Below are 21,521 nucleotides of genomic sequence, written 5' to 3'. Positions count from 1 at the left end.
AGCGCCTTATTCGGCAGCCAATGCTGGCTGCAGTTCCGGCCTCCTGGGTGAAACCTCATGCATGTCATCTGCGGTCGGCTTGATCCGAAACCACGCGGCATAAAGCGCAGGAAGGAACAGCAGGATCAGAACCGTTCCGACCGCGGTGCCGCCGATCAGCGTGTAGGCCATGGATCCCCAGAAAACGGAATGCGTGAGGGGGATGAAGGCCAGCACGGCTGCAAGCGCGGTCAGGATCACGGGTCTGGTGCGCTGCACCGTGGCCTCGATGACGGCGTGATAGTCGTCAAGGCCAGCTGCAAGGTTCTCCTTGATTTGGTCGGTCAAGATAAGTGTGTTGCGCATCAGGATACCCGCCAGGCCTATCAGGCCCAGAATGGCGTTGAATCCGAACGGCTGGTGAAAAATCAGCAACATCGGCACGACGCCGGCGAGGCCAAGTGGTCCGGTCAGCACGACCATGGCCATCATCGAGAAGGATCGCACCTGCAGCATGATGACGATCAGCATGGCGGCAATCATGACCGGAAAGATTGTCGCCAACGCGTCGTTGGCTTTGGTGGCCTCCTCGATCGATCCGCCCAATTCGATGCGATAACCGGTCGGAAGAGATGCGATCAGCGGCTGAAGAGCCGTCTGGATATCCTTGGAGACCTCCGGAGGCTGAGTCGCCTCATTGATGTCCGACCTGATCATGACGACGGGGGTGCGGTCGCGACGCTTCATGATCGGTTCTTCAAGCTGGACTTCCGAATGGCCCACCTGGTCGAGCGGAACGGCGCGGCCGTCTCGGCTCATCAATGAGAAATCCGCCAGTCGCGTCGGATCCAGCCGCTCGCCGCCGGCGCTGCGTGCCACGATGGGCACATTGCGAATGTCCTCGCGGACCTGTGTCACGGCGATGCCAGTGAGGAGGAACTGGAGCTGCCGGCCCACCTCCGCGGGGGAAAGGCCGATGAGGTTCAGCCGATCCTGATCCGGGATGAAGCGGAGCACGGGCGTCCGATCACCCCAATCGCGGTTCGCCTGGCGCACATCAGGAACGCCACGCATGATACCGAGCGCCTTTTCAGAGATCGCGTATAGTTGCGCGGGGTCAGGCCCCATGATCCGAAACTCGACGGGGAATGGCGTATAGGGTCCGAACACGAGCTGCGTGACGCGCACATTGGCTTCAGGCGCAAGCCCATCCGACACCGCCTGTCGGAGCCGATGCTTCAAGACCTCGCGGGCTTCCGCGTCCGGTGTCAGCACGACGATTTTGGCGAAGGCCGGATCGGGCAGCTCCGGCGCCATCGCGAAGAAGAAGCGCGGCGCACCCTGACCGACATAGCTCGTGACGATCTTGGCCTCCGACTGGCCTTCCAGCCAGCGTTCAAGCTTTGCGACGGTGGCGGTCGTCGTCCCGATGCTGGTGCCTTCCGGCAGACGAACTTCCACCAGCACTTCGGGGCGGTCGGACGTCGGGAAGAACTGCTGTTTGAGGCCGCCCATGCCGGCGACGGAAAGCGCGAAGGCGACGGCGACGACGCCGCAGGTCACGAACTTGTGGCGCACGACGAAGGTAATGAGAGCGCGCAAGCGCCGATAGTTGGGCGTACCATAAATCGCGTGGTGACCGCCTTCGATCGGTTTGATCGCGGGCAGCATCTTGACGCCGAGATACGGCGTGAAGACCACCGCGACGATCCAGGAGACGATGAGAGCGAACCCCACGACCCAAAAGATGTTGCCGGCGTATTCGCCGGCCGTCGAGCGGGCGAAGCCCACCGGCAGGAAGCCTGCGATCGTCACGAGTGTTCCCGACAGCATCGGTGCCGCGGTGTGGCTCCAGGCATAGGCTGCCGCCGAGATGCGGTCCATGCCCTCTTCCATCTTCACCACCATCACCTCGATGGCGATGATGGCGTCGTCCACGAGCAGGCCCAGCGCCAGGATGAGGGCGCCCAGCGTAATGCGGTCGAAGAAACGGCCGGTCTCCAGCATGATGAGGAACACGACGGCAAGCGTCAGTGGGACGGCAGCCGCGACAACGATGCCGACGCGCCAGCCGAGGCTGAGCAGGCTCACCAGCAGCACCACCCCGAGCGCCATCGCGAACTTCATCATGAATTCGTTCACCGATGAGGAGATGTTGACGGCCTGGTCGCTGACCTTTGCCAACGTCATCCCGAGTGGCAGTGTCCGGGAGATCGCTGCGGACCTCTCCTCCAGCGCCTTGCCGAGCGCGAGACCATTCCAGCCCTCCTGCATGACCGCCGCGAGCATGATGGTGGGCTCGCCCTGGTGCCGGATGAGGTAGGTGGGAGGATCCTCGTAACCGCGACGGACTTCGGCGATGTCGGAAAGCTTCAGCGTTCGCCCGGCTGCGACGATCGGAGTGTCGGCGATCGCCTGGACGCTGTCATAGGCTCCCTCGACCCGGATGAAGACCTGCGGCCCCCTGGTGTCGATCGAACCCGCCGGTGTAACGGTGTTCTGCCGCTGCAAGGCGGCAACGATATCCGTTGCCGATACGCCGAGAGTTGCCAGTTTGGGATAGGAGAACTCGACGAATATCTGCTCGGGGCGCTCGCCGAGGATGTTGATCTTCTTGACGCCGGGCACGTGCAGGAGATCCTGGCGAATGGTCTCGGCCTGCCTGGCGAGCTCCCGCATCGGCATGCCCTTGGCCTTGAGGGCATAAAGGGCGAAGCTGACGTCCGAATATTCGTCATTGATGAACGGGCCGAGCACACCGGGGGGCAGCTTGCGGGCTTCATCGCCCAGCTTCTTGCGGGCCTGATAGAATTCCTCCTGCACGCTCGATGGCGGTGTGTTGTCCTTCAGCGTCACGGTCATGTACGCATAACCCGGCCGTGTGGTCGTCTCCACCCGGTCGTACCAGGTCAGCTCCTGGATCCGCTTTTCCAGCGGTTCGGCGACCTGGTCCTGCATCTCGCGTGCGGTCGCACCCGGCCACACGGTCGTGACCGTCAGGGTCTTGATGGTGAAGGAGGGATCCTCGGCCCGTCCGAGCATGAAGAAGGCGTAGGCGCCCGCGGCTGCCAGCAAAAGCAAGAAGAACAGCGTTGCGGCCCGTTCACGGACTGCGATCGCGGAAAGATTGAAGCTCATCAGTTGCTCCTGTCTTGAGAGGCTGTCCTGACGTGAGCGTCCTCCTGCAAGAGGTGTGCGCCTAGAGAGACAACCCGATCACCGGAGTTCAGGCCGGAGATAACGGCATTTTCGCTGGTCACACGCACAAGCTTGATGGTCTGAAAGCGGACGGTCGAGGTGCCGCCGTCAAACACCCAAACGCCGGTCTTTCTGCCGTCGTCGAGCACGGCTCCCAGCGGCACCTGAACTTCCGGCTGGCTCCCCTGGCTTGCAAGCCGAATGGTGATCGTCGCGCCAAGCGGTGCCGCCGCGGCCTCACCGCCGAGCACGTAGCGGGCCTCATAGGTGCGGGTCTGAGGATCGGCGGAATCCGACAACTGCCGCAGATGCGCAGTAAAGCGCCCATCGCTCCCATACAGGCTCGCCTCAGCGAGCGAGCCGATCGCCGGCCGGATCGTTTCGGGGAGCGCCACCACAGCTTCGCGAGGACCGGACTGCGCGACCCGAACGACCGCTTGGCCGGCGGAGACAACTTGTCCCGGCTCGCCCAGCGTTTGGGTGACCGTACCATCCGCATCGGCCACCAGGACGGAATAGGTCGCCTGGTTCTCGGCAACCCCGGCGTCGGCTTCCGCCGCGGCAAGCTGCGCTTTGGCTGTATCCGAGGCGGCCTTTGCCTGCTCGTAGCGCTGTTTGGAAGTCCATCCGTCGCTGACCAGGTTGGCGTATCGCCGCTCATCGGCGTCGGTCTGAACGACAGCTGCGCGCGCAGCGGCGACGGCATTGCGCTTCGCTGCGAGCGCCAGGCGGAGGTCGGTTTCGTCGATCCGCATCAGCGGCTGCCCGGATTTGACCTGCTCACCGACACTGACGAGCCGCTCGACGATCTTACCGGCGACGCGAAAACCGAGATTGCTTTCCACCCTCGCGCCGATGGTGCCGGTGAAACCGCGTTCGGATCCGCCGACCGCCGCGGCCATCACGACACGGACCATCGGGGGCTCTTGCCTGCGGTCACCGACCGCAGAGGCTTCCCGGGGCGGGATCCCGAGGGCAACGAAGGTCGCCACCCCGGCCGAGATCAAAATACCAGCCAAAACCGCAAAACCCCGCATCTTCATGTCAGTCTCCCAATTTAGATTTCGTCCGAACTCTGTATTCCGTTTAGCTTTCGAACGCAATCTAAAAAGGAAGCGAGGCGTCGAAAATGTGATTCCTGGCCCTCGGGCGACGTAAGAGGGCCGGCTGAAGCGCTCCTACCAAGAGATTCGGCGTTGGGGCCCTTGATAGATTGCGTTCGGCTTCTATATTGTGGTAATAGAGTTAAAATGCAATCTAAGTTGGAGGTGCCGATGCGAGTCAGTCGCGTTCAGGCTGCGGAGAACCGCAAAACCGTGATCAATGTGGCAAGTCGCCTGTTCAGGGAGCGCGGCTTTGATGGCATCGGGCTCAAGGATCTGATGGAGGGGGCCGGGCTAACTCAAGGCGCTTTCTACAAGCAATTCGCGTCAAAAGAGGATTTGGCTGTCGAGGCGTCAAGGCGCGCATTGGAGACCGCGTCCGGCCGATGGTCGGATGCGGCCGCACAGAATCCTGATGATCCGCTCGGCGCGGTGATCCGGTTTTACCTCAGCGGCGACCATCGCGGAGAAAAGATGGACGGCTGCCCCATCGTGGCACTCGGCTCAGACGCTGCCCGACAGGGCCCCGAGGTGAAGGCGGAATTCGAAGCAGGAATCAAAGCGCATCTCGACGTGCTCGACCGCTTTCTCGCCGGGGCCGGCGACGAGGCCTCCCGCAGCAAGGCCATGGCCATTCTCGCGACGATGGTCGGCGCGGTGACGCTGTCGCGCGTCGTCAACGATCCTGATTTGGCTCAGGCCGTTCTGGATGCCGCGGCGAAACAGGTTCGCGGCGCCGCCGCAGCTTGAAAGGATGGGGCGGTGTTTCTGAGTGAGATCTGGCCGAGCCCCATTCGCTGACCAACTAGATGAGGACGAGAACGATGTCGAATGAAGCAATGAACAGCTTCGCCGGAAAATGGGCGCTGGTCACGGGAGCGTCGAGTGGCCTCGGTCTTGAATTCGCAGGTCTCCTGGCGGCGCAGAAAGTCAATCTCGTCTTGGCGGCTCGACGGCGGGAGTGGATGGAAAAGCTTGCCTCCGATCTCCGCAGCAAATACGGGGGTGGATGTGCTCGTCCAGGCGATCAATCTTGCCGCGCCGAGCGCGGCCAGCCGCCTGAAAAGCAGTCTCGACGCGAGGTCGGTGACGATCGACATCTTAGTGAACAATGCCGGATTCGGCCTGCACGGCGATTTCCTGGACACGCCGATCGAGCAGACCGCGAACATGATCCAGCTCAACATCACGACGGTCACGGAACTGACCCATCTTTTCGGCCGCGATATGGCCAAGCGGCGATCCGGACATGTCCTTCTCATCGCCAGCCTTCTGGGCTTCCAGGCCGTTCCCAGCTATGCCGCCTATGCGGCAACCAAGGCTTATGTACTCGCCCTTGGCGAAGCCCTGCATGACGAACTCCGCCCGCATGGCGTGGTCGTGACCAGTCTCTGCCCCGGGCACACCGCAACGGGTTTCGATGCGGCTGCCGGCGCAACCGCTTCAGGCTTGCTGCGCCTCCTCACCATGAAGCCGCGTCCGGTCGCCGAGAGCGGTATTCGGGCGCTCTCGCAGGGGAAGGCCATGGTGATCCCAGGCATGGCGAACAACATGGCCGCTTTTTCAAATCGCCTGACGCCGCGATCGATGCAAAGGGCCACGATGAAAAGAATCATGGACGCTTGACGCCTGGCGCGGTCGCGGCGCTGTGGAAAAGCGAAGGCCTCTGTCGAGCACCCCGTCCGAGCTGGCTCGCCTGACATTGGCGGCAGCGCATCCATGAACAGTCGCGATCTAATCGCCCGCCGCAGGGCTCCAGCGTGCTGAGATGCCGACTCGAACTAGAATGATGATCATAAGATAACGTCCGTATCGGGCATCTAATGGGAGGAAGAAATGCGCAACGCCGGTGTACATAAATTTCCGGCAATTGACCGCGTCATCTATGGCAAAGCCGCCTCCCAATCTATCCGCGCCGAGGCGGAGCGACTTGACGCAAAGCGCGTCTTCCTCATTGCCAGTCGGACCCTGAACTCCAACACCGACGAGATCGAGAAGATCAGGCACTCCGTAAGACGAAGCCGATATCGTGGATCTGCTGCGAATGGCCGCGTAGCAGCGGCGCCTCGCTCGTGGGGCCTCTAGTCGGGAAGCGCGCGCTCGTTAGTTCAGACAGGCTCTACGAGGAAAACCCGAGCATGAACGCCTCCGCTTCAACGGCCCAACAACGGCACGCCGATAGTCCAGGGCGCTCGCAAGCCGCAGCGCGACCGATAGCAAAGACAATGGCTTAGCGAGATTATCGGCTCGCTTGAAAGGAATTTGAAATAAATTCCTTGTTTTTGGCGTGGTGACTGTCATGATTGCCGCAGTCACAACGCGAGATTCTGCCCATGCCCATGCCCGTAGAACCTGCGGTCCGTACATCCCTCGCGCCGTTCGATAAACGCGTCCGTCGGGCTGTGGACAATGGCTTCAAGGCTTATCTCGCGCGACGTGGCGCCGGCAATCTGTACAAGCGCACCGATGCCGCCGAGATCTTCGACTGCGTGGTCCAAGCCGCCATGGTCGAGTTCGATGGCAAACCAGGTGTGAAGGTCTTCAAGGGCAAGGCTACCGCCCGCTTCCTCTTCGCCAACACGGTGCTCGCCCGTTTCAAGAAGGCTGACCGGGCCGGTGCGGGACAGAACATCAAGACAGGCGCAAACGACAGATTTCTGAACCCGACGCTGGCCTTCCCGGATGCGCCGGAAGCCATGAAGGTTGAGATCTGCTGGAAGCTGAACGCGCTGCGCACGGGTTACGACAGTTTGCACGTCACCTCCCGCAACGGCGCCAGCGTGCTCTGGTCGTACGAGATGCCCGGCGGTGTTCAGGAGACCATCCACTTTCCGACCAAACCGGCGCCGACACCGGCCGTCGGCGGTCGTCGTGCCAAGCTCAAGTCCGAGGATGCCAAAAAGAAGTCCCGCGGCGCTTCGTGACCGGGTCTGATTGCCCGGTTACCAGTTGTTAAGCCGAATCGCCGGCGTATTGCGTAGGGGAAGCTTTATGGGAACGACCGGAAACATGCTGCGCCTCGCGCGGCAACTTCGAGGATTGCAGCAGGGCGAGGCCGCTGCGGGTCTCGGCGTGCCTCCCGTCGAACTCTCCCGGGTCGAAACCGGCCTGAAGGACCCGACGGAGGCCCTCCTCGAATCCGCCTCCAAGCTGTTCGCGCTGCCGACCGCCTTCTTCAAGCAGACCGACACGGTCTACGGCGCGCCGGTCAGCGTGCATCCGATGTGGCGCAAGAAGACCGACGTGCCGGCGCCAGAAGTCCATCGCATCATCGCTGAACTCAACATCCGGATCATGCACCTGCGCCGGCTGCTCGACGCAACCGATCTGGATCCGACCCGCAAGCTCCCGCGATTCGACTCCGATTCCTACGGCAACGACCCCGCCGCCATCGCCGACCTGGTGCGCCGGTTCTGGCAAGTTCCAGAGGGCCCAATTGAAGATCTCACCGCGCTGGTGGAGGACGCCGGCATCGTTGTCGCGCATTCCGATTTCGGCGGATCGTCGATCAGTGGGGTGACATTCTCGATTGCCGGCATGCCGCCGCTCGTGGTTATCAACTCCAGTCAGCCAGCCGACCGAATGCGCTTCACCCTCGCGCATGAACTCGGCCACATCGTGATGCACAAATTTCCGACACCGGAGATGGAAAACGAAGCCAACCATTTCGCCTCCAACTTCCTGCTGCCGACGGAGGATGTGAAGCCGTATTTTGTGGGCCGCAAGGTCGACCTGCCGCTGCTCGCCGCCCTCAAGCCGCAGTGGCGCGTGTCGATGGCATCTCTGGTGTTCGCAGCCAAGCGAGGTGGAGCTCTCAACGAGGGCCAGGCTCAATACATCTGGAAGCAATTCAATATCCACAAGATCAAGCTCCGCGAGCCGCCAGAGCTCGACTTTCCGCCGGAGACCCCGCGCACTATCAGCGAACTCGTTTCGCTGCACATGAACGATCTCAACTATTCGCTCGATGATCTGACGACGATGCTGAACATGCACGGCCGAGAAATCGGGCAGTTCTATTCGGTCGCCATGCCCGGCGATGACAAGGGCCGTCAGAGCCATCTGCGCGTCATTCAATAGCGGCATTGGCGCCAATGGCGCTCTCAATCGTTTGCGGAGGCGCAGGCTCGTTGTAGGCCTTTGAAATGCCAATTCGCCAACAGGGCTTGCCTTGCGATTCAACCCATGAGATCACTAGGTCGAAAGCTCACGTAAACGGCGCGTCACTCTTATCCATGACCGAACTCAATCGATGGCGAAGGCTGACTATTATCGTAATGCACTCCGGCTCCTCTTCATTTTGGTAAGGGGCTGCGAATCCTTTTCGGACGAGAGTTTTCCGAGCGACGTCGGCGTGTTCGACGGGGAAGTGAAGCTCCAAGCCCTCGATTTCTGGGTCCGCTATCCAGACTACCTGGCCGACGAGCTCCTCGCAAAGTACGAAGCGACCGGCACGAAGCGATACCTCGATACGGCTCGCCGAATCTTCGACGATGAAGAGCCGGATCTCCGCCGGGTCCCGATGTTACGGAATTATTTCGGCGCCTATGAGCCGATCGATACTGCGATCGCTCATCTAAAGGCGCGCGGATTGGTGACCGCCAGGACGAAGCCGCTGGGCAAGGCCGCCAATCACCGCGATTTCCTTGTGAGCAGAGCGGCCTTCGAGCTCGTCGAGCGCATCGTTACCGAACTGCCGGAATTTTACTGGTACGAATCCAGGGTCAGGCTGGTGCTCGAAATGGCCGATGGCAGGGGCGGCGGAGCGCTTAAGCAGCGGCAGCATGAGCAAAAGGAATATCATGAGACCAGGCGGGGAGATCTGATCCCCACGATCGCGGAGCGCGTTCGCAAGCGTCTTGCTGAGGCTTTGGAGACTGCGAATGGCTGAACAGCGGAAATCCAAAGAGACCGGCGCGGACTGGGTGGAAAGCATTGCTTCGAAGTCAAAGCGGAGCGCCGACGAAGTCAGGCGAGCTCTCGAGCGCTACAACATCAAACCCAGAGCCGAAATTGCGATCCCCCGCCGGCTGACCATTCGATCGGTCGTATTCAAGGGCCAGAAATCGGTGAGCGCGCAGACGCCCATTGATTTCGAGTGGTCGGATCTAGGCCCCGGATTGCACGCCATCTTGTCCGGTCGGAATCTGCGGGGCAAAACGACTCTCCTGTCCATCATGAGATGGTGTCTGACTGGGCGTCGGTCCCTCCCGTCCGAGATGAAGGAGTGGTTCGCCACTGTAAGCCTCCGGTTCACCCTGGACGAGCGGGCCTATGAGGTTCGCCTCTCCGATGCCGTGAAGTCCGAGGGGAAGTTGATCCGGTTCGACGAGGAGCGTGAAATCCCGGTGCGCGTATTCGCGTCGGAGGACGAATTCGAAGAGGTGATGTCCGCGTTTTTCATGAGTGAACTCGGACTTGAAAGGATCACAAATCACACGGTCCGGGACGGGAAATCGGTCGATCAGGGTCACGATTGGCCGTGGCTCTCAACCGCAATGACGATCGAGCCGGATCCTGGCGCGTTGTTCGGATCGACTCCACTTGCCGCGATGCCGCTCCGGATGATGCAGATGTTCGTCGGCATGCCCCTGGTGGGGACCCGGAACGATCTGACCGCGGTGGTCGGTCGCCTGAGCCATGAGACACGACAGGCCGAGGAGTTGCAGAAGCGTGCCCGCACGCAGGCCGAAGCCAGGATCGCCGAGCTGGAGAAAAGCCTGGAAGAAGCCAGGAAGCGGGTCCAGTCGAAGCCGAGCGCGCGCGAATTGCGTCAGGCAGTTCAGGCCGCAAACGTCAGATATGCCGCTTGCGAAGAACAGTTGCGCCGCCTGAAAATCGTGCGAACGGCGATCGATGCGGACGCATCGGCGGCAAAGGAAAGCTACGACCGCGCCCGGCGCGAGCTACGCGAGTTCAAGGAGTCGAGAGATGCCGGGTTCATCTTTCGGGCTCTGAAGCCCGAATGCTGTCCGAGTTGCGACGAGGTGATCACGGAACAGCGTCGGAAAACGACAGAACAGCAGCATGTTTGCGTGGTCTGCGGCACGCCCGACAGGCCGCAAGCCGCAGGCCTCGTCGCCGCCGAAGAGGAGCGACTCGTCGAGGCTGTTGAAGAAGCGAAGTCCGAGTGGGAAGCACAAGATAGCCGCGCGCAGTCCGCCCGCCAAGACGTCGTGGATCAGGAAGAGCGCTTGCGTGCGGCGGAGCGGGAATGTCGACAGGCAGAGCAGGCAGTTGAAGATCCGCAGCCGCACTTAGACGCCGAACGGGATTGCATCAGGTTGGAGGCTCAGATCGAGGAGCTTCATCGTCCTCTGGCCATGGCTCGCGAAATCGAGGGCGACGATCGTGACATCCTCTCGGCGGCGGAGGCGATCGCTAAGGATTTAATGAAGCCGAATCAAGAGGTGATCCTCACGCGGGTTTCCGATCTGACGGCCGATTACGCCCGTCGCTTCGGCATCGAGAACCTCGAAAAGCTCTCGATCGACGGCGCAACCCGCATGAAGCTCACCAAGGGTGGGCAGCAATCCTACTTTTCGGCCCAGACGGCGGGCGAGAAGGTGCGCCTCAAAGTGGCTGCAACGCTTGCGATCCTGAAGATCGCCGAGACCGAGGGGGTGGGTCGTCACCCTGGCCTGCTGCTGGTCGATTCTCCCGGTGCCAACGAGATGGTTGGGCCAGACTACGAGAAGCTGATTGCAGGCTTGGCGGAACTCGCGACCGAACTGCCTCATGTGCAGATCTTTATCACCGGCATCGACAAGCCGGCCATCAGAGAGCGTGTCCCTTGCAGCAACTTGCGCTACGCTGAGGGCGACGAATATCTCTGGTGACGCGCGATGGATCCCTTAGAGCAGACCATGACGACCCTGCTCGAGCGGGGGCATTCACCAAGGCTGGCTGACTTCGGCGGACTTTCGGCCGTCGCGTCCGCGATCGACGCGATTTCGGCGAGCAGGTTTTCCGCCGAGTTCGTGGAAATAGCGTTGGAAGAAGCGGGTGATGAGCCGGCAGCTCAGCAGTTCGCCGCGGGGGTCATCACCCGCGTCCAGAACGACTTCAGCCTCAACTCACTCGTCGAGGTCCTCCAGGGCAACCGACTGGCGGATGATCTCGAAGAAGGAATTTTCGACCACTGGCTGAGACTGTCGCAAGACGGTAGCGTCGCCGTCACCGTCCGTACCGCTTCGCTTCTTGGCGCTCTCATGTTGAAGCGCAACAAGGCCCGGCGGGCGCTCAGGCTGGCTTCTGCGATTGCGAGCGCGAGACTGGATGATGACCCGTTCTACCTTGCCCATGCTGCGCGGGTTGGCGGCTTCCTTTACTCCGAAGAGCCGCACGAAGGCATTCTCGAATTTCTGAGGGACGTCGTTAAGATCGAAGCGGCCGCGGACGATGCGAATTTCGAGCTCGGTCTGTACAATGTAGGCGAGGCGCTGAAGGAGGGGGATCCGGCGAGAGCCAAGGAACTTATGGGCGTCGCTCGGGTCTCGTTTGACTCGGCGGTGGCGGCTAGAGAGGCTCGGTCGGATGCAAAGGCGTTCTCGATCGCCATCAGTCTGCTCGAAGGTTTCTATGAGCGTCGGCCCGCCTCCGAGATGGGCGAATGGGTGATCGCCCTCAAGCGAGAGGCGTTCGCCCATTCCGCGTACGTGTACGGATCCGACGACAATCCCCTGATGGGATCACGCGGTGCTCAGATCGCCGCGTGGGCTTCGCTAGGCATGCGCCTGGCACGCCTCGCGGACGAGATTGACCAGGCCGTTTGGCTCGACGGCATCAGGATCATCGAGGAAGAGTTGCTCACCGTGTACACGGCGAGTCGGACGATCCTGGGAGGCCAGCAGGCGGGGGGAGTCGAGGCGATCGTCGCTCCGCGAATAGAATCGAGCCTGTTACATAATCACGCCCAGGCCTTGGCATTGCGTCGGTGGCTGTCCGAGAACTCAACGTCCGACAAGGCGGCAGCGGCCGCAGAGTTGATAGGCCTGGTCGACAACTACATCGCAGGACGACAGCCGCCAAACCCTCTTGATGCGACGAGCGGAAGCCCGCTGCTCGCCGCACTGCAAGCAAGGGCTAAGGAGCTCGGTGCGTTCGACGCGGCGTCCATCGCGGTCGCCCGAATCCACGAGATCGAGAGCAGTAAAATCTCTCATGCGATCATGGAATGCCTCGAAGCCTTGATGGCCGATTTCGCGGCAGTGGGGGCGTTCGCTAAGTATGAGGAGGTCAGAGCGGACTTCCTGGCGCTTGCCCTAAAAACGTTGCTCTTTCTCGAATTCCGGCTCGATGCAACGGCGGCCCAAGATCCCACGGGTGCTTACCTGTTCGAGAATCCGGATGGTAGCATGCCGCTCGAGAAGGAGTTGCAGGAGGACTATTTGCGATTCCTTCGTGCCTCGAATCTGGGCACGCACGACGAAGTGAGAGGGGTGGCTGCGGGGCGCGCGGATGTCTTTCATGATCTGGGGCGCGTCCGGATCATCACCGAGATCAAGCGGGAGACAGACGATTGCTCCTTCGATGTTCTGATGGAGAATTACGGAGAGCAGACGGCGGCGTACCAGAACACGAACGTCCCCTTGGGAATGCTGATGGCGCTGGATTTGACAAGGCACCAAAGCGTCGGCCAGCACATCAGCGCCTTGGTCAGGGCGGCCGTGGGCGACTTCCTCGACGACGGTATTCGTCGCGGCGTGCTCGTTGTGAAGGTTCCAGGCAACCGGATCTCGCCGGCAGTAGCAACCAAGAGGGGGCTCAAACGCGACCGAGGCAGCAGCCCGCCCACAAGGAAGCCGGCACATCGCCAACTGACACGGAAACCGTCTGTGTAGGCGTCCAGCGAACGGCCTCGCTGCGCCGGCGCAAGTTCATCAGGTCCGTCAACGTGGAGAAAAGACCCCCCTCGCTTTTTCCGCGCTCAAAAATCGGCGAAAAAATCGAGGCGAGATTCGCGAGGTGTACCAGCAGGATGGAAGATCGAGTCGTTTTCAAAACGAAATCGAGTCGTTCTTAAAGCGGAAATCGAGTCGTTTTCAAAGTGTCCGCACACGAAATAGCGCGCTGGTGGGCCCGGCAGGACTCGAACCTGCAACCAGACCGTTATGAGCGGCCGGCTCTAACCATTGAGCTACAGGCCCCGCTGCTGGCGACCGCTGAACGACGCTCGGACCGGCGCGGGGCTCGTTTACAGAATGGCTGGCATTCTGGCAATCCCATTGAAGAGCCTCCCTCCGCTCCTCCTCCCTCGTAAGCGCTGAAAACGACGCTTACCCTCCCTCCCGAGAAGTGCCGATTGAGTCATGCCTTAGCTCATTCTTGCTGAACAGAACAGGCCGACCGACTAGGTGAGCTTCTCGCGTTGGTCCACTGGGCGCGCAGGCAGTCGCCGCCGCACGATGGCAATGACGCTTATCATCTCTGGAGCTCCGCTTCGTGTCTGACAGGCCCGTGATTACTGCGCCGGCCTCCCACGGCGAGAGAGGGATTGCACGCATCAGCCCGCTTGTAGGCTTTTATCGCTTTCGCTTATCAGCAACGACTCGTTGAGGCTGAGCGGTTTGCCGACCTCGCGGTGAAGCTCGCTTGGCGCCGTCACAGCCATGTCGCCGTCGATACCGAAATCCTATCCACAGTGCTGCGGCTCGACACGTCGAACGATCTGGCCAATTTATCGCGCCGTGACCGCTTACATTGGCAGTCAAAATGCCGATCTCAAGTCACATCTTTCGGTCACTCTCACGTTCTTGGATCGGATCTGGTTAACCACCCGAGTTGCGCGAGTTGAAGGCGAGAGGCATCCGGTTCTCGCTTGTGCTGTCGCCACCCGGAATAGGCCAGGCTGGAAGTGATAGAGGCGGGGACGCGCCCAGATGGTGTGGATCGCGCCGAGGCCGGGCTCGATCGATGAGCTGCGCCGAGCAATGGGGAACCCACGGCCGTCGAAAGCGCGGCCGGACCCAAGCTGATCGAGCAGAAAGACGGCGCATCACAAGGGTCAAACGCTGCTAATCGCCACGGTTGCGATGGTAGAAGTCCCTCGTCGACTGCCTGGGGGCAACATGGTTAAGGCATTTCGCAATACGGTCATGGCACTTACTTTTGTAGGAGTCGCCGGCTGCAACATGTTTTTGAATTTCATGAATGACTATTTGGTCTGCGGCCTTGCGCTGGCGGCTTCAGTGACCGCCGGCTTTTGCGTTGAGCGCATCTTCATCGAGCGGTCCCGTCGGGAGATGGTCCGCCTCCACGGCGCGGACTGGCATTCGGCGGAGAACCGACAGGTCGACTCATGAAGTCAACGCGCGCTCGTAATTTTCATCATCCGATTTTTCGCATTCGACCCGAGGGGCTTGGCCCGATGATCAAACCGGTCCATCCATTCCGGTTCGCTCGCATCGAGCGCCTGCGAGAGCTGCTTGAACCAGACTACGGAATGGCAGTTGATCCGAATGGGAGGCGTGAGCACCACGAACATGGTGAGACCCGATCCGCAGCTGCTCGATGCAGATTTGGTACTCAGTCGTGATCCAAGAGGGTACGAGCTGGGTCCTTCGTTGCGAGCCTGCGAGCGCTACGGCACGCAAGCGGTCGATACCGCCCGAGTAGCATCACGATCTGGAAGGGCGACGACCATAAGCTGACCCGACGTAGGGGGCGATTGGACGCGCCCGTTGCGGTTGAATCGAGGTGGATTTGTATGCCGGCTGGCAAGCCAGATCGGGACATAGCCAGGGGTACCCCGGCGAATCATGCGTTTGTTGCTGCGTGCAGTTGAGGCATTCGACGTCAACGATGCAGTTCGGACAAGGCGGGAGACCTGATGCGCTATATCGTCTCGAAGGTCGCGACGCTGCCCTGGCTGGAGAGTTTTGCCGCGCGCATGGCGCCGGGGCCACTCGCTCTGCAATTTAAGTCTGTCCCACGCTCATGCAGGTGGCGATCGTCCGTCTGAATAGGCGGCCCCGACTTCCGCTGACCACGACGCTTCGCGCATCCGCTCACGTCGCGAGCCCACGACGCTCCAGAGCGTCTTCGCCTATCCGCCGCTGGCGTACCGTATCAGCTCTCGTTTTGAATTCAAAGCTGGTTCGGCCAGGCGTGAGTTTGTGCGTGCGTTCGAGGCCTATCGGTCGCGAAACCTTCAACTCCTTCAGCTACAGTGACACGATTCATTCCGATCGCAGATCTCGCGGGACTCAACGAGAAAGTCCTCGCGGATGTGACGGTTTTATCTGAGCGCATTCGACATCATTCCCAAGGGGCGAGTTTGGGCGTTTGGGCGATAGTCGGGGGCAAGTGACTGAACTTGTGCTCGTTGCGCGTCCGTAGAGCTCCACTGGACTATCCGGTCTCACAACCTCATTTGCTCATGCGGGGTCATCCTGGCGAATGAGCCGCTTCTCGTAAAAGATCACCGCATATCCATGCAACATCCCTTCCCTGCGGCGAACATAGCCAGCGCTCTCATAAAGTCTTTGGGCCCCTACTTGGATCGTTGTTGTGTCGAGCATTACCCACTTGAAACGGAGAGCTACAGCTCGCGACTCCAATTCACGAAGAACCCTCCTTCCAAACCCTCGTCGCTGAAAAACGGGGTCGACCCGCATACGTCTAAGTTCTGCGGCATCATCGTCAAAACGTTTCAGCCCACCCATGGCAGCGAATCGGGCACCAATATGCGCAACTACGAAGTCTCCACCCGAGGCGATGTATACTTCCCCGATATTGCGTTAATCATCCTCCCAAGCCCCTTCCGGGCCACACACACCAACATCCTGCGATGCGCTTCTGTGCAGATGCCATACATCATCGCTATCCCCGGACTCGATCCGCGCTATGATGCGACCCATGTTGGTTGCCGAAGCGTCGACCTCGCCGAAGAAGCGAACTTCTCCTTCCCGGCCTGCCTCAGCAATCGGATGGCGTTTCTCAGCTTGGCATCGATTCCGACGAATGCTTCCCTATAATCTGCCACGGCTTGTCCTCCTGCGATGAGGATCGGCTGACGCGCAGTGTAAGGCGAGCTATCTCATCGGCAGAGACGGACATACGGTCTTACCGCTAATCGGGGATGACCTCTTGAATATCCACGACCGGCTCTGTTCCTTCTGGAAAACAATCGTCGCCGGATTTTAAGTCGCACTAACGCCTATTCACTAGAACTCACTCGTCAGTATCGCGACATAAAGAGTTTTGGTTCCATCAGCATGCATGCTTGTTAGGAGTCGAGACGGCAAGCTCGACTGCGACCGATACGTTGCGTACTATTTGGGAAGCCGTGCGACGCTGGTGGTATTCCAAAGGGCCAGCCGACGGAAACTCGCAGGATCGCTGGGAAGGATAATTCCGCCGCATTTTGAAGCGATATTGGCAGGTGCGCGAGGTAGCCGGTGTAAGGCGGCCTTTTCAAAAAGTGGCAAAAACAGCATTGACTGCGTCCACTGTACTCTCGACGATGATATCAGCTTCGTGCTTTGTTAAGCACAGCGGCGGCGCGAACCCGAGAATGTCGCCCTGCGGCAAGGCGCGGCCGATAACGCCACGCTCAAGCAGCGCGGCGGCGACCTGCTCACCCACTTTTTTTGATGTATCGAAGAGGATGCGATTATCCCTATCCTCGACAAATTCCACCGCCGCCATCAGCCCGTCGCCGCGCACCTCGCCGACGTTTCCATGATCGCCCAGCGCCTCAGTCAGTGCGGACTGGAGATAGGCTCCAATATCGCGAGCATTCGTGATCAGGTCCATCTCATCGATTAGCTCAAGATTTGCAATAGCAGCCGCCGCGCAGATAGGATGGGCGGAACAAGTCCAACCATGACCGATACTACCGAGTTGATCGGAGCCTTTCACGAAAACCTGCCAAACCTTGTCCGAAATAATGACTCCGGACAAAGGAGCGTACGCGGAGGTCAGACCTTTTGAGATTGTGATCAGGTCCGGTCTGATGTCGTAGTGGTCGGAACCAAACATCCTGCCCAAGCGGCCGAATCCGGAGACGACTTCATCCGCGATGAGTAGAATGTCGTATTTCTTCAGAACCGACTGTACCTTCGCCCAGTATCCGGTGGGCGGCGGAATAATGCCGCCGGCACCTTGGATCGGCTCTCCGATGAACGCCGCGACTGTATCGGGACCCTCGGCTACAATCATTGCCTCAAGCTTGTCGACGCAGGCCTGGACGAACTGCTCCTCGCTCATGGTCGCATCAGCGCGGCGGAAATAGTACGGAGCTTCAGTGTGGAGAATTGGCGTACGCGGTAGATCAAAGGCGTTGTGGTACAGTTCAAGGCCTGTCAGCGAGCCTGTCATGACGGTTGAGCCGTGATAGGCTCGCCAGCGAGAGATAATCTTCTTCTTCTCCGGTCGGCCAAGCGCATTATTATAGTACCAAATTAGTTTGATGTTTGTCTCGTTCGCGTCCGAGCCTGATAGACCGAAAAAGACGCGACTCATGCCTTTCGGCGCCCGGTCGATGATCATCCTGGATAGCGTGATCGGGGCTTCTGTGCCGTGGCCATCGTATGCGTGGTAATAGGGGAGTTCGTTCGCCTGCTTTGCAATCGCCTCGGCGATCTTCTGGCGGCCATATCCGACATTCACACAAAAAAGACCCGCAAAGGCGTCAAGGCTGGTTCGCCCAGACTTATCAGTGATGTAGACTCCTTTGCCCCCGCTGATCACGCGAGTTTGAAGTTCACCTCGCGCATGCGCGCCGATGTGCGTCCCCGGGTGCAAGAGGTGATCGCGGTCCCAAGCACAGAGTTCGTTGAATCTGTGGGACATTTTCTGCTTCCTCTCCTACTCTGCATCAGAGGGTCTCGAGCCATATTCCAAGGGATAAGCGCCCCCACCTTATGGCTCGATGGGGGCCCACTTGCTGCCACCGAAAGGTTGGAGTCGAATCCTTGTCCGTTCGACGTTGCCGTTCAACAATAGCGAAATCGGATGTAGCGAAAAGAGGCCCGGCGCAACCAAGGTTGGTAGTTGCGCCAAAACGATGGTGCGACGCCAAGGCTAAGAGCACGACGGCCTCAGTAGCCCGGGAGGACGCGTGAACGGAATCGCGGGCAGCTTAGTCGGCTATACAATTTGTTGGTTTGAGCTGCTGCCGGTTTGATGGAACCAGGTTAAGCTAATCCCACCTTGCGCTCGAACTCAACCGGGCTGAGATAGCCGATGGTCGAATGCCTGCGGGTCGTGTTGTAAAATCGTTCGATGTAGTCGAACACATCGGCGCGTGCCTCATCTCTGGTTCGATAGATCTTGTTGGCCGTACGCTCGGTCTTGAGCGAGGAGAAGAAGCTCTCCATCGCCGCGTTGTCCCAGACGTTGCCGGAGCGGCTCATGCTGCAAACGATGCCGTGGTCGGCCATCAGGCGCTGGAACTGTTCGCTGGTGTACTGGGCGGATTCAAACGGTCGTCGCAACACCCTGAAGTTGGAGGTTGCGATGAAAGTTGTAATTCGACGTTCGGCGCGGTCAGGACGAGCGCCATTGCCATCGGCAGGCCGGCCGTCTGTGGCCGGACGCGATGAACAGAATAGACTTTGGAAGGCGATGGCCACGGGCCAGAGCAGCGAAGATGCTGCGTTCGAGGCCGGCTTATCGCAACCTGTCGGAAGCAGATTGTTCCGAAAGGCAAGCGGCATGCCACCAGGGATGTTCAGATCTTCGGCCAAGCCTCTCTCCGGGCGCTACCTTTCATTGGCTGAACGCGAGGAAATCGCCCTTCTAAAGGTGCAGGGCCATTCCATACGGGAGATTGGGCGCCGATTGGGACGGGCTGCTTCGACGGTCTCCCGTGAATTGCGGCGGAACGCGGCCACCCGCGGCGGCGGGTTGGATGATCGGGCCACAACTGCCCAATGGCATGCAGACCGATCTGCCCGCCGGCCCAAGCCGACCAAGCTTGCGCCCAACGCAGCCTTGCGCACTTATGTGGAGGAGAGACTTGCCGGCAGTGTTGTAGCCCCGAGCGGAGCTTGTATTGCTGGCCCCATCGTTCAGTGGAACGGCCGCCGGCATGGCCGGCGAAAGGATCGACGATGGGCCAAGGCATGGAGCCCTGAGCAGATTGCCCGACGCTTGCCGATCGACTTCCCGGACGACAAGACGATGCGCATCAGCCACGAAGCCATCTATCAGGCTCTCTTCGTTCAGGGCCGCGGTGTACTACGCAGCGAACTGACGGCCTGCTTGCGAACCGGACGCGTGTTGCGCGTGCCCAGGGGGCGCGGATGCAGGCGGGGCAAGGGCTTTGTCTCGCCGGAGATCATGATCAGTGAGCGCCCCGCTGAAGCGGCCGATCGAGCCGTGCCGGGACATTGGGAGGGAGACCTCATCCTCGGTCTTGGCAGCTCGGCGATCGGCACGTTGGTCGAACGCACGACGCGCTTCACTATGCTATTGCACGTTCCCCGATTAGCGGGGCATGGCGAAGCTCCGCGCAAGAAGAACGGACCTGCGCTTGCGTGACACGGGGCGGAAGCCGTGCGTGACGCGATCTCGCGCACCATCATCACTTTGCCCGAAGAACTACGTCGCACGCTGACTTGGGATCAAGGAGCCGAAATGGCTCAGCACGACCGCCTCAAGATCGATGCGGGCATCCAAGTCTACTTCTGCGACCCGCAAAGCCCTTGGCAGCGCGGCACTAACGAGAACACCAACGGGTTGCTGCGGCAGTACTTTCCGAAAGGCACAGACTTGAGCATCCACAGCGCCGACGAGATATCCGCTGTAGCGGCGGCCCTCAACGCCCGACCGAGAAAGACACTGGGCTGGAAAACGCCGGCAGAAGCGCTTGACGAATTACTGTCATGAGTGAAAACAATTGGTGTTGCGACGACCGTTTGAATCCGCCCTGGCTACCCTGGTCGGAGTGATGCAACAGCGCATCCGGCTTGCCGCGCCGCCAGCACGAGCTGCGCCGTCATGGCGGCACTCATCGACCAGCCCACCACGCGGCGTGAGAACAGGTCGATCACCGCTGCCACATAGAGCGAGCCTTCGGCCGTCCAGAGATAGGTGAAGTCGGCGATCCATTTCTGGTTCGGACGCTCGGCAGCGAACTGCCGGTCCAGAAGGTTGGCCGGCATCGTTTCGAGCTGTCGATCGCCGCTGTCCTTCGGCAAGCGCCGACCTCGCGGCCGTGCCCCTCAAGCCTTGCAGGCGCATCAGCCGCTCAATCCGGTGCAGGCCACAGTCCGCCCCATCGGCGAGCAGATCACGCCACACCCGGCGCGCACCATAGGTGCGGTCGCTGGCGGCGAAGCTGGCCTTGACCCTGCCGCCGAGCTCCTCGTCGCTGCGGGATCTGGCGCTGGGAGAGCGGTTCAGCCAGGCATGGAAGCCCGACCGCGACACTCCCAGCGCATCGCATAGCCATGCCACCGGCCAGATCGTCCGGTGCTTCGCGACGAAGGCGAACTTCATGTCGCTTCCTTCGCGAAGTAGGCTGCGGCCTTCCTAAGAAACAGCCGGATTGGCGTCCCCAGGAATGGCCTGCAAGACGAAGCCTAGCGATTTGGCCCTGCGCTGAAGGTTGGCGACGACGCGGCTGCGATATTGTTGCTCATATTGGTCGGCACCCGGATCCTTGTAGCTCATGCCGTGCCGGAGCGTGTTGTAGAATAAAACCGCAATCTTGCGGGCGGTCGCCGTCACCGCCTTCGACTTACCTGCCCGTGAGGACAGCCGACGATAGAATGCTCCCAGCGCTGTATCACTTCGACCGACCGTTGTGGCCGCCGACCGCAACAGCGCAGCTGCCCGACTGGAGGATCGTCGCGTACGCGAAGACAGCACCTTGCCGCCGGAGATCTTGTTGCCCGGTGCGAGGCAGAGCCAGGAGGTGAAGTGCTTGGCGGTCGGCCATGCCCTCAGATCTGTGCCGCACTCGCCGATAAGCTTCAAGGCGAGCGACGGACCCAATCCATGGATCTCGGTCAGATCGACGCCGAGCACACCATACAGCGCGGTCCTGACATCGAACGTGGGTGTGTTGACCTGCTTGGTCTTTACGCGTGGCCTGGATAGCTTTCCGCCCGGTTTTGTCCCTCTGTTGCCCAACGCAGCGATCAAGACTTCGAGCTTGCGATCGCAGTCCAGCATCTTCGCCTGGTAGATGTCGTAGAGTTCCAGCGATTGGGTCAGGGCGAAGACATGTTCATGTCGGTTGTTGCCCACCAGTGCGGCGCGGATCGTCTCCATGGAAGAATGGCAGCG

Annotated in this window: 14 protein-coding genes, 1 tRNA gene and 4 pseudogenes; 10 read left to right on the top strand and 9 right to left on the bottom strand. The window is 60.5% G+C overall.

Translation table 11 applies throughout. The annotated features are described in order from the left end of the window. Positions 1-6 precede the first annotated feature (6 nt). The gene (locus IVA92_RS22830) at positions 7-3,117 is read right to left on the bottom strand and encodes an efflux RND transporter permease subunit (protein WP_247277354.1); all 3,111 of its coding nucleotides are present in this window, start codon (positions 3,115-3,117) and stop codon (positions 7-9) included. After that, complete coding sequence (locus IVA92_RS22825; protein ID WP_247277353.1) at positions 3,117-4,220, bottom strand: efflux RND transporter periplasmic adaptor subunit; 1,104 nt, start codon at positions 4,218-4,220, stop codon at positions 3,117-3,119. The genes IVA92_RS22830 and IVA92_RS22825 overlap by 1 nt, the downstream gene beginning before the upstream one ends. Before the next feature lie 231 nt (positions 4,221-4,451). On the opposite strand from IVA92_RS22825, the gene IVA92_RS22820 reads away from it, so the two are divergent. The 7 genes and pseudogenes from IVA92_RS22820 (at position 4,452) to IVA92_RS22790 (ending at position 13,123) form a co-directional block, all read left to right on the top strand. Further along, entirely contained in the window at positions 4,452-5,030 is a 579-nt protein-coding gene (locus tag IVA92_RS22820) for a TetR/AcrR family transcriptional regulator (protein ID WP_247277742.1), read from the top strand. Positions 5,031-5,104: 74 nt separating this feature from the next. Next, positions 5,105-5,906: pseudogene (locus IVA92_RS22815) on the top strand (SDR family oxidoreductase). Between the two features lie 707 nt (positions 5,907-6,613). After that, on the top strand, positions 6,614-7,204 hold the full coding sequence (locus tag IVA92_RS22810) for a hypothetical protein (protein WP_247277352.1): 591 nt from the start codon (positions 6,614-6,616) through the stop codon (positions 7,202-7,204). 67 nt (positions 7,205-7,271) lie between these two features. Then, positions 7,272-8,360, top strand: coding sequence for an XRE family transcriptional regulator (locus IVA92_RS22805; RefSeq protein WP_247277351.1), 1,089 nt, complete (start codon positions 7,272-7,274; stop codon positions 8,358-8,360). A gap of 172 nt (positions 8,361-8,532) precedes the next feature. Then, positions 8,533-9,171, top strand: coding sequence for a hypothetical protein (locus tag IVA92_RS22800; protein WP_247277350.1), 639 nt, complete (start codon positions 8,533-8,535; stop codon positions 9,169-9,171). Then, a complete protein-coding gene (locus IVA92_RS22795; protein WP_247277349.1) occupies positions 9,164-11,119 on the top strand; it encodes an ATP-binding protein in 1,956 nt (651 codons plus the stop codon). The genes IVA92_RS22800 and IVA92_RS22795 overlap by 8 nt, the downstream gene beginning before the upstream one ends. Before the next feature lie 27 nt (positions 11,120-11,146). Continuing rightward, complete coding sequence (locus tag IVA92_RS22790; RefSeq protein ID WP_247277348.1) at positions 11,147-13,123, top strand: hypothetical protein; 1,977 nt, start codon at positions 11,147-11,149, stop codon at positions 13,121-13,123. A 230-nt stretch (positions 13,124-13,353) separates the two neighbouring features. On the opposite strand, the gene IVA92_RS22785 is transcribed toward IVA92_RS22790, so the two are convergent. Continuing rightward, positions 13,354-13,429, bottom strand: a tRNA-Ile gene (locus tag IVA92_RS22785). Positions 13,430-14,350: 921 nt separating this feature from the next. Between IVA92_RS22785 and IVA92_RS22780 the strand changes: the two genes are divergently transcribed. Next, the gene (locus IVA92_RS22780) at positions 14,351-14,584 is read left to right on the top strand and encodes a hypothetical protein (RefSeq protein ID WP_247277347.1); all 234 of its coding nucleotides are present in this window, start codon (positions 14,351-14,353) and stop codon (positions 14,582-14,584) included. 2 nt (positions 14,585-14,586) lie between these two features. Here the strand turns inward: IVA92_RS22780 and IVA92_RS22775 are convergent, their stop codons facing one another. Beyond that, positions 14,587-14,766, bottom strand: coding sequence for a hypothetical protein (locus IVA92_RS22775; RefSeq protein WP_247277346.1), 180 nt, complete (start codon positions 14,764-14,766; stop codon positions 14,587-14,589). An 892-nt stretch (positions 14,767-15,658) separates the two neighbouring features. After that, the gene (locus tag IVA92_RS22770; RefSeq protein ID WP_247277345.1) at positions 15,659-15,946 is read right to left on the bottom strand and encodes a GNAT family N-acetyltransferase; all 288 of its coding nucleotides are present in this window, start codon (positions 15,944-15,946) and stop codon (positions 15,659-15,661) included. A 21-nt stretch (positions 15,947-15,967) separates the two neighbouring features. Between IVA92_RS22770 and IVA92_RS22765 the strand changes: the two genes are divergently transcribed. Then, positions 15,968-16,258, top strand: coding sequence for a hypothetical protein (locus tag IVA92_RS22765; protein ID WP_247277344.1), 291 nt, complete (start codon positions 15,968-15,970; stop codon positions 16,256-16,258). A gap of 439 nt (positions 16,259-16,697) precedes the next feature. Here IVA92_RS22765 and IVA92_RS22760 read toward each other — a convergent pair whose 3' ends face one another. Next, entirely contained in the window at positions 16,698-18,077 is a 1,380-nt protein-coding gene (locus IVA92_RS22760) for an aspartate aminotransferase family protein (protein WP_247277343.1), read from the bottom strand. A gap of 344 nt (positions 18,078-18,421) precedes the next feature. Further along, a pseudogene (locus tag IVA92_RS22755) lies at positions 18,422-18,700 on the bottom strand (IS3 family transposase); the annotation flags it as partial. Positions 18,701-18,743: 43 nt separating this feature from the next. On the opposite strand from IVA92_RS22755, the pseudogene IVA92_RS22750 reads away from it, so the two are divergent. After that, positions 18,744-20,117, top strand: a pseudogene (locus IVA92_RS22750) (IS30 family transposase). Between the two features lie 40 nt (positions 20,118-20,157). On the opposite strand, the pseudogene IVA92_RS22745 reads toward IVA92_RS22750, so the two are convergent. Further along, positions 20,158-20,762, bottom strand: a pseudogene (locus IVA92_RS22745) (IS3 family transposase); the annotation flags it as partial. After that, a partial coding sequence (locus IVA92_RS22740; RefSeq protein WP_247277342.1) for a transposase occupies positions 20,763-21,521 on the bottom strand: 759 nt, incomplete at its 5' end.

This window comes from Bradyrhizobium sp. 154 (assembly GCF_023073875.1).
Classification (GTDB): Bacteria; Pseudomonadota; Alphaproteobacteria; order Rhizobiales; family Xanthobacteraceae; genus Bradyrhizobium.
This window is presented reverse-complemented; position numbering and strand designations above follow the sequence as displayed.